This is a genomic window from Mycobacterium sp., assembly GCF_036490025.1.
Classification (GTDB): domain Bacteria; phylum Actinomycetota; class Actinomycetes; order Mycobacteriales; family Mycobacteriaceae; genus Mycobacterium.
The window spans coordinates 50,994-59,003 of record NZ_DASXEP010000150.1 but is presented as its reverse complement, the minus strand read 5'-3'; the positions used below and the strand labels follow the sequence as shown (position 1 = coordinate 59,003).

General features: G+C 65.7%; 5 protein-coding genes. All 5 read right to left on the bottom strand.

Annotated features, from left to right (window positions below; all coding sequences use genetic code 11):
• Positions 1-72: 72 nt before the first annotated feature.
• Complete coding sequence (gene gyrA / locus VGG53_RS17285; protein ID WP_331519298.1) at positions 73-2,586, bottom strand: DNA gyrase subunit A; 2,514 nt, start codon at positions 2,584-2,586, stop codon at positions 73-75.
• Positions 2,587-2,633: 47 nt separating this feature from the next.
• Positions 2,634-4,664 carry a DNA topoisomerase (ATP-hydrolyzing) subunit B gene (gyrB, locus tag VGG53_RS17280; protein ID WP_331519297.1) on the bottom strand — a complete coding sequence of 677 codons (2,031 nt, stop codon included), beginning with the start codon at positions 4,662-4,664 and terminating at the stop codon, positions 2,634-2,636.
• A gap of 219 nt (positions 4,665-4,883) precedes the next feature.
• Complete coding sequence (locus tag VGG53_RS17275; protein WP_331519296.1) at positions 4,884-5,456, bottom strand: DUF721 family protein; 573 nt, start codon at positions 5,454-5,456, stop codon at positions 4,884-4,886.
• Complete coding sequence (gene recF, locus VGG53_RS17270; RefSeq protein WP_331519295.1) at positions 5,453-6,622, bottom strand: DNA replication/repair protein RecF; 1,170 nt, start codon at positions 6,620-6,622, stop codon at positions 5,453-5,455. The genes VGG53_RS17275 and recF overlap by 4 nt, the downstream gene beginning before the upstream one ends.
• Before the next feature lie 7 nt (positions 6,623-6,629).
• The gene (gene dnaN, locus VGG53_RS17265) at positions 6,630-7,829 is read right to left on the bottom strand and encodes a DNA polymerase III subunit beta (RefSeq protein WP_331519294.1); all 1,200 of its coding nucleotides are present in this window, start codon (positions 7,827-7,829) and stop codon (positions 6,630-6,632) included.
• Between the last annotated feature and the right edge of the window lie 181 nt (positions 7,830-8,010).

The following is an 8,010-nucleotide window of genomic DNA, read 5'->3' as shown; positions in this document are numbered from 1 at the left end:
GCCCGGCTCGTTCGGTGACGTCACCCACAGCTCCTAACTGTGCATCCGGCCGCCGCAGCGGTCGGCGATCGCTTACGCCTCGGCGTCCGAGTCCTCGCCTTCAGCGAGAGCTTCCTCGGCCTCTTCGGCGTTACGGGCGATGGCTAACAGCGTGTCGCCCTCACCCAGGTTCATCAATCGAACACCCTTGGTCTGCCGTCCGGCCTTGCGGACCTGCTTGGCTTTCGTCCGGATCACTCCGCCGCCGGAGGTGATCGCGAACACCTCGCTGTCGTCGTCGACGATCAGCGCTCCCACGAGCTTGCCACGGCGGGTGTCGTACTGGATCGTCAAGATGCCCTTACCGCCGCGGCCCTGCGCGGTGTACTCCTCGATCGCGGTGCGCTTGGCGTAGCCTCCCGCGGTTGCGACCAGCAAGAATGTACCCTCGCGGACCACATTGAGCGACAGCAGGTAGTCGTCGGTGTTGAACCGCATGCCCTGCACACCCGAGGTCGCCCGGCCCATCGGCCGCAACGCGTCGTCGGTCGCCGAGAACCGGATCGACTGGCCGTTGGCCGACACCAGCAGCAGATCTTCCTCCGACGAGCAGAGCACCGCGCCGACCAGTTCGTCGGAGTCGCGCAGATTGACCGCCACGATCCCGCCCGACCGGTTCGAGTCGAAGTCGGTCAGCTTGGTCTTCTTCACCAGGCCGTTGCGGGTGGCCAGCACCAGATAGGGCGCATCCTCGTAGCTCTTGATCTGGATGACCTGAGCGATGCGCTCCTCGGGCTGGAAGGCCAACAGGTTGGCGACGTGTTGCCCGCGCGCGATCCGCGACGCCTCCGGCAAGTCGTAGGCCTTGGCCCGATACACCCGGCCCTGGGTGGTGAAGAACAAGATCCAGTCGTGCGTCGAGCACACGAAGAAGTGCCGCACGATGTCGTCCTGCTTCAGCCCGGCGCCCTGGACTCCCTTGCCGCCGCGCTTCTGGCTGCGATACAGGTCGGTCTTGGTGCGCTTGGCGTACCCGGTCTCGGTGATGGTGACGACGACGTCCTCGCGGGCGATCAGGTCCTCATCGTTGACGTCGCCGTCGGCGGCGATGATCCGGGTGCGACGGTCGTCGCCGTGCTTGTTCACGATCTCGGCGAGCTCGTCGTGCACGATCGCGCGCTGCCGCTCCGGCTTGGCCAGGATGTCTTCCAGGTCGGCGATCTCTGCCTCGATCTTGGCCAGGTCGTCGATGATGCGTTGCCGCTCCAATGCCGCCAGGCGCCGCAACTGCATGTCCAGGATCGCCTGGGACTGGATCTCGTCGATGTCGAGCAGCTCGATCAGGCCGGCGCGGGCGATGTCCACGGTCTCCGACGCGCGGATCAACGCGATGACTTCGTCAAGTGCGTCAAGAGCTTTGACCAAGCCGCGCAAGATGTGAGCGCGCTCGTTGGCCTTGCGCAGCCGGTAGGTCGTCCGCCGGATGATCACGTCGAGTTGGTGCTCGACGTAGTGCCGGATCATCTGGTCGAGCCGCAGGGTGCGCGGTACTCCGTCGACGATCGACAGCATGTTGGCGCCGAAGCTGTTCTGCAGCTGGGTGTGCTTGTAGAGGTTGTTCAGCACCACCTTGGCCACCGCGTCGCGCTTGATCTCCACGACGATGCGCAAGCCCACCCGGTCGCTGCTCTGGTCCTCGATGTTGGAGATGCCGGCCAGCTTGCCGTCGCGGACCTGCTCGGCGATCGAGGTGATGAAGTTGTCGTGGTTGACCTGATACGGCAGCTCGGTGATGACCAGCGACGTGCGGCCCCGCGAATCTTCTTCTACCTCAACGACTCCGCGCATCCGGATCGATCCGCGACCGGTGGTGTAGGCGTCATGGATGCCCTGCGATCCGACGATCAGACCGTGGGTGGGGAAGTCCGGGCCTTTGACCCGTTCCCGGACCGCGGCCAGGGTGGCCTCTTCGTCGGCCTGGTGGTTGTCCAGGCACCAGTAGACGGCTTCGGCCAACTCGCGCAGGTTGTGCGGTGGGATGTTGGTCGCCATGCCGACCGCGATGCCGCCCGACCCGTTGGCGAGTAGGTTGGGGAACCGGCTCGGCAGCACCGTCGGCTCTTGCACCCGGCCGTCGTAGTTTGGAATGAAATCGACCGTCTCCTCGTCGATTTCACGTAGCATCTCCATCGCGAGCGGAGTCAGCCGCGCTTCTGTATATCTCATCGCGGCTGGTGGGTCGTTACCCGGCGAACCGAAGTTGCCCTGCCCGTCGACCAACGGGTAGCGCAGCGACCATGGCTGCGCCATCCGGACCAGCGTGTCGTAGATCGACGCGTCGCCGTGCGGGTGGTAGTTACCCATCGTCTCGGCGACCGACCGCGCCGACTTCGCGTGGCCCCGGTCCGGGCGGAACCCCGAATCGAACATCGCGTAGAGCACCCGGCGGTGCACCGGCTTGAGGCCGTCGCGCACTTCGGGCAACGCGCGGCCGACGATCACGCTCATCGCATAGTCGATGTAACTACGCTGCATCTCCTGCTGGATGTCTACCGGTTCGATGCGGTCGGCGGCATCGCCGCCGGGCGGCAGCGTGGTGTCTGTCATCTATTCCTCATCCGAGAGATTTCCGTGGGGGACAAGCTTGGGGAGCGTCAGACGTCAAGGAAGCGAACGTCTTTGGCGTTGCGGGTGATGAAGCTTCGGCGCGCCTCGACGTCCTCGCCCATCAGAATGGAGAACAGCTCGTCGGCCGCGGCGGCGTCATCGAGGGTGACCTGGCGCAGGATCCGCACCGAGGGATCCATCGTGGTTTCCCACAGTTCCTTGGCATCCATCTCGCCGAGACCCTTGTACCGCTGGATGCCGTCCTCGACGTTGATTTTCTTGCCGGCCTTCTTGCCCGCCTCGATCAGACCGTCGCGTTCGCGGTCGGAGTAGGCGAACTCGGGTTCGCTGCGCTGCCACTTCAGCTTGTACAGCGGCGGCTGGGCCAGGAACACGTGGCCGTTCTCGATCAGCGGCCGCATGAACCGGAACAGCAGCGTCAACAGCAGCGTGGAGATGTGCTGGCCATCGACATCGGCGTCGGCCATCAGCACGATCTTGTGGTAGCGCAGCTTGGTGAGGTCGAACTCGTCGTGGATTCCGGTGCCCAGCGCGGTGATGATCGCCTGGACTTCGGTGTTTTTCAGCACCCGGTCGATGCGGGCCTTCTCCACGTTGATGATCTTGCCCCGCAATGGGAGGATCGCCTGGAACATCGAGTCGCGGCCGCTCTTCGCCGAGCCGCCGGCTGAATCACCTTCCACCACATATAGTTCCGAGCGGCGCGGGTCGGTGGAACGACAATCGGCGAGCTTTCCGGGAAGGCCGCCGAGGTCGGTTGCGCTCTTGCGCCGCACCAACTCTCGGGCCTTGCGAGCCGCGATGCGGGCCTGCGCCGAGGACACCGCTTTGTTGACGACGGTCTTGGCGTCCGATGGATTGGCATCGAACCAGTGCTGCAATTCCTCGTTGCAGGTTTTCTGGACGAACGACTTGACCTCGGTGTTACCCAGCTTGGTCTTGGTCTGACCCTCGAACTGCGGCTCGTGGACCTTCACCGAGATGACCGCGGCCAGGCCCTCGCGGATGTCGTCGCCGGTGAGGTTGGGGTCCTTGTCTTTCAGCAGCTTCTTGTCTTTGGCGTATTTGTTCACCACCGTCGTCAGCGCCGCCCGGAAACCCTCCTCGTGGGTTCCGCCCTCATGGGTGTTGATGGTGTTGGCAAAGGTGTGTACGGACTCGGAGTAGCCGCCGTTCCACTGCATGGCGATTTCCACCTCGTGGCCCGGCCCTTTTCCGGAAAAGTCGACGATGCTGGAGTGGATCGGGTTCTTGGTCCGGTTGATGTGCTTGACGAAATCGACCAGGCCGCCGGGGTAGTGGAAGGTGCGGTGCTTGACCTTATGCGGCGCAACGGATTCGGCGGCTTTTTCTTCCGCGGACTTCGGGGCTTCGGCGGTGTCGCTGACGACTTCGTCGACGACCTCTTCTTTTGTCACCCGCTCGTCGGTGAGGTTGATGGTCAGACCCTTGTTGAGGAACGCCATCTCCTGCAGCCGACGGGCGACGGTCTCGAAGTCGTAGTTCGTCGTTTCGAAGATGCCCGGGTCCGCCCAGAACCGGACCGTCGTCCCGGTTTTCTTGGTCTTGTCGCCCTGCTTGAGAGTGCCCGGCTCGGAATGGTCGTAGGTCTGATACCACTCGAATCCGTCGATCGAGATCTCTACCTCGAGTCGAGTGGACAACGCGTTGACCACCGACACACCCACGCCGTGCAGACCACCCGACACCGCGTAAGCGCTGTCGTCGCCGCCGAACTTTCCGCCGGCATGCAGTTGGGTCATCACGACGTCGACCGTGGGGACGCCGGTGGCGTGCGTGGCCACCGGGATGCCGCGGCCGTTGTCGGTGACCTGGACGCCGCCGTTCTCCAGAAGCTTGACGTCGACCGTGTCGGCGTAGCCGGCCATCGCCTCATCGACCGCGTTGTCGACAACTTCCCAAATCAAGTGGTGCAATCCGCGCTCACCGGTGGAGCCGATGTACATGCCGGGGCGTTTGCGGACCGCCTCGAGCCCCTCCAGGATGGTGATGGAGGCGGCGCCGTACTCTTTCGGATTCTTCTTCTGGGCAGCCACGGTCGGAAGGCTCTCCTTGGGATTGCGCGCGGGTAGTCCGATGACTCTGCGCTGGTTTGTTGTCAGTCTACCGTCAAGCTGGTTTCGGACCGATCCTGCAAGGGCGTTTCTGCACAGCTATCTGCGCCGTGTGCGGAATTTTTCGCTCTGGGCTGCCTCCTGACGCCTGACGGCGCTGTTTTCTGCCTTGTGACGGCTCTCAGCGAATCGCCCGGAGGGTCAGCCGTAAGTGTCCCGCGGGCCCCGTCCGGCGATGTGCAGGCGTCCTTTTCGCCAGGACGGTGCGACCGGGCCGGTGATTCTCAGGCTGGTCACCACGCCGTCGCCGACCTCGGCCGCAATTTTGGCCAGCACCTGATTCTGGATGATCCGTAATTGGGTGGCCCAGGCCGTCGACTCCGCCGCAACGGTCAACACGCCGTCGCGCAATGTGGTCGGCGACGCGTGCTCGGCGATGTGCGCACCGACCACCGTCGGCCACTGCCCGAACACCGCGCCTTCGGCGACGCGCGACGACCAGCCCTGCTTTTTGGCGACGTCGCGGGTGGCGCTGGCCAGGGGTTGTGGATCGCGCGCGTCAGGCCCGGGGCCCGACCACCGGCGCCGGCTCCCGCTGCCGGCGACACGGCGGGTCGGCGGCAGCCGTCGGCCGCGACCCACGTCTTTGCCCTGCGTGCGGGCGACGCCGCGGGCCTCCTCCAGCACCCGCCGGACCAAATCCATGCCCGCCATACCGCTCAGCTGCTCCGGTGGTTGGGCGGCAGCTTCGGGAGTGCTGTCATCGGGGCTCACCGTTCGCTCTCCTTTTGCGGGGCATCCGCCAACGCCGACACCGGCCCGCTGTCGTCGTCGGTCAACGTGATGTCCACCCGATCGGCCACCCAGTCGCGGGGAATGTCATCGAGAACGGCGGCGGTCACCAGGACCTGCTCGGCCGAAGCGGCCGCTGCGGCCAGCGCCGCCCGCCGCGCGGTGTCGAGTTCGGCAAAAACGTCGTCGAGGAGAAGTACCGGGTCGCTTCCCTCGGCGCGCAATAACTCATAGGCCGCCAATCGCAACGCCAACGCCATTGACCACGATTCCCCATGGCTGGCAAAGCCTTTCGCGGTCTGCTCGCCGAGCCGCAACTCCAGATCGTCGCGGTGGGGACCCACCAGGCACACGCCGCGTTCCAGCTCGGCGTCCCGCCGCACGGCCATTTTCTCCAACAGCGCCGTGCGCATCAGCTCGACGTCGGGGTTGTCCGGCTCGACGTCGACACTGGCGTGGTAGCTGATCGTCGCCGGGCGCGACGCCGGCGCCAGCAGCTGGTAGCTCTTTTGCACCTCCGGCGCCAGCTCGTTCACCAGTGTCATCCGCGCCGCCATCAGCTCGGCGCCGTGGCCGGCCAGGTGCCCGTCCCATACGTCCAGGGTGTCCAATGCGCCGCGGTCGCCGCGGAATCGTGCGCCCGAGGCGGATTTCAGCAGCGCCGTACGCTGGCGCAGAACTTTGTCGTAGTCGGCCCGTATCGCTGCCACCCGCGGCCGCCGCACGGCCGCCAGGTCATCGAGGTAGCGCCGTCGATCTCCCGGGTCGCCGCGAACCAGCGCCAAGTCCTCGGGCGCGAACAACACCGCGCGCAGCACCCCCAGCACTTCGCGGGGGCTGCGCACCGGGGAGCGGTTCAATCGTGCCTTGTTGCCCCGGCCGGCCGCGATCTCGAGGTCGATCGCGCATTCGCGACCGTCGTTGACGACGATGGTCGAAACCACGGCCCGCTGCGCGCCCACCCGCACCAGCGGCGCGTCGGTAGCGACCCGATGCGATCCCAGGGTCGACGAATACCACAGGGCCTCAACGAGATTCGTCTTGCCGTAGCCGTTCGGCCCGACGAACACCGTCCGACCCGGCTTCAGTTCGAGCTCGACATTCGCCCAGGACCGGAAGTCCCGCAGGCCCAGATGACGGACGTACACCTAATCGCTAACCAGGCAGACGAACCGGCATCAGCAAGTACACGTACTCGGTCTGCGCCGCCGGGAACGGCCCGCTGCCGCCGGGTTCGGCGTCGTCATCGCCGGCCGGGCGTAACACCGCCGGGCGGCTCGGCGTGGTGAACCCGAACGACACCCGCTCGGAGTGCAGCGACCCCAGCCCGTCGGTCAGGTACGTGGGGTTGAAGGCAATGGTCAGCGGTTCACCGGCGAAATCCACCGGGACGTCCTCTTCGGCCCGGCCCACATCGTCGGCGCCCGCCGACAGCCGCAACACATCGTCGGAGAACTCCATCCGAACCTGGGCACCGCGATCGGCCACCAGGGCCACGCGCTTGATCGCCTCGGTCAGCTCCGCCACCCCGACCGTGGCGATCGCGGTGTGCTCGGTCGGCAGCAGTTGGCGGAACTTCGGGAACTCGGCATCCAGCAGCCGGGTCGTACTGCGTTTGCCGTTTCCGCTGATGCCCAGCAGTCCGTCCTTGCCCACCGCAGCTCCAGCGCCCAACGACAGGTGCACCTCGGCGCCGTCGGTTCCGCTCTTGGCCGCCTCGGACAGCGTCTTGGCCGGCACCAACACCGCGGCCTCGACATCGGGGGACACCGCTGACCAGGTCAGCTCGCGAACCGCCAGCCGGAAACGGTCCGTCGCAGCCAAAACCACCGACTGGCCGGAGATTTCGGCGCGGATCCCGGTCAGCATCGGCAGCGTGTCATCGCGGCCGGCCGCGACGGCGACCTGGCTGATCGCCTCGGCAAACACCTCGGCCGACAAGGTGCCGGTCTCTTCCGGCAACGCGGGCAGGGTGGGGTAATCCTCGACGGCCATCGTCGGCAACGAGAACTTCGCACTTCCGCACGCCAGCGAAACCCGGGTGCCCTCGACCTGCACGTCGACGGGCTTGTTCGGCAACGCCTTGGTGATATCGGACAACAACCGGCCAGACACTAAAGCCTTTCCCGGAGAAGCGATTTCGGCTGCAAGGCGCACCTCTGCCGAGACCTCGTAGTCGAATCCGGAGATCGTCAAGCCATCGTCAGAGCCGGTCAGCAGCACACCGGCCAGTACCGGCACGGTGGGTCTGCTCGGCAAAGTCCGCGCCACCCACGCCACCGCGTCAGCGAAGTCGTCCCGCACCAGACGGAACTTCAAGTCGGTCAGGCCGACTGTGGTCGTCGCCACGTCCATTGCGTCCCTTCATCACCTCGAACAGCAAGACCAACTTCAGCGGTTCCACCCACGCGAGACGCGGTACTCCCGCCGACGGACGCCCGTGCCCGTAATCCGTTCCGACGACCGAAACGGCAGTCGAACCACAACCGTAGAGCGTCAGAGGCCATCTTGAAAGCTAATCGGAAGCAGGGACACT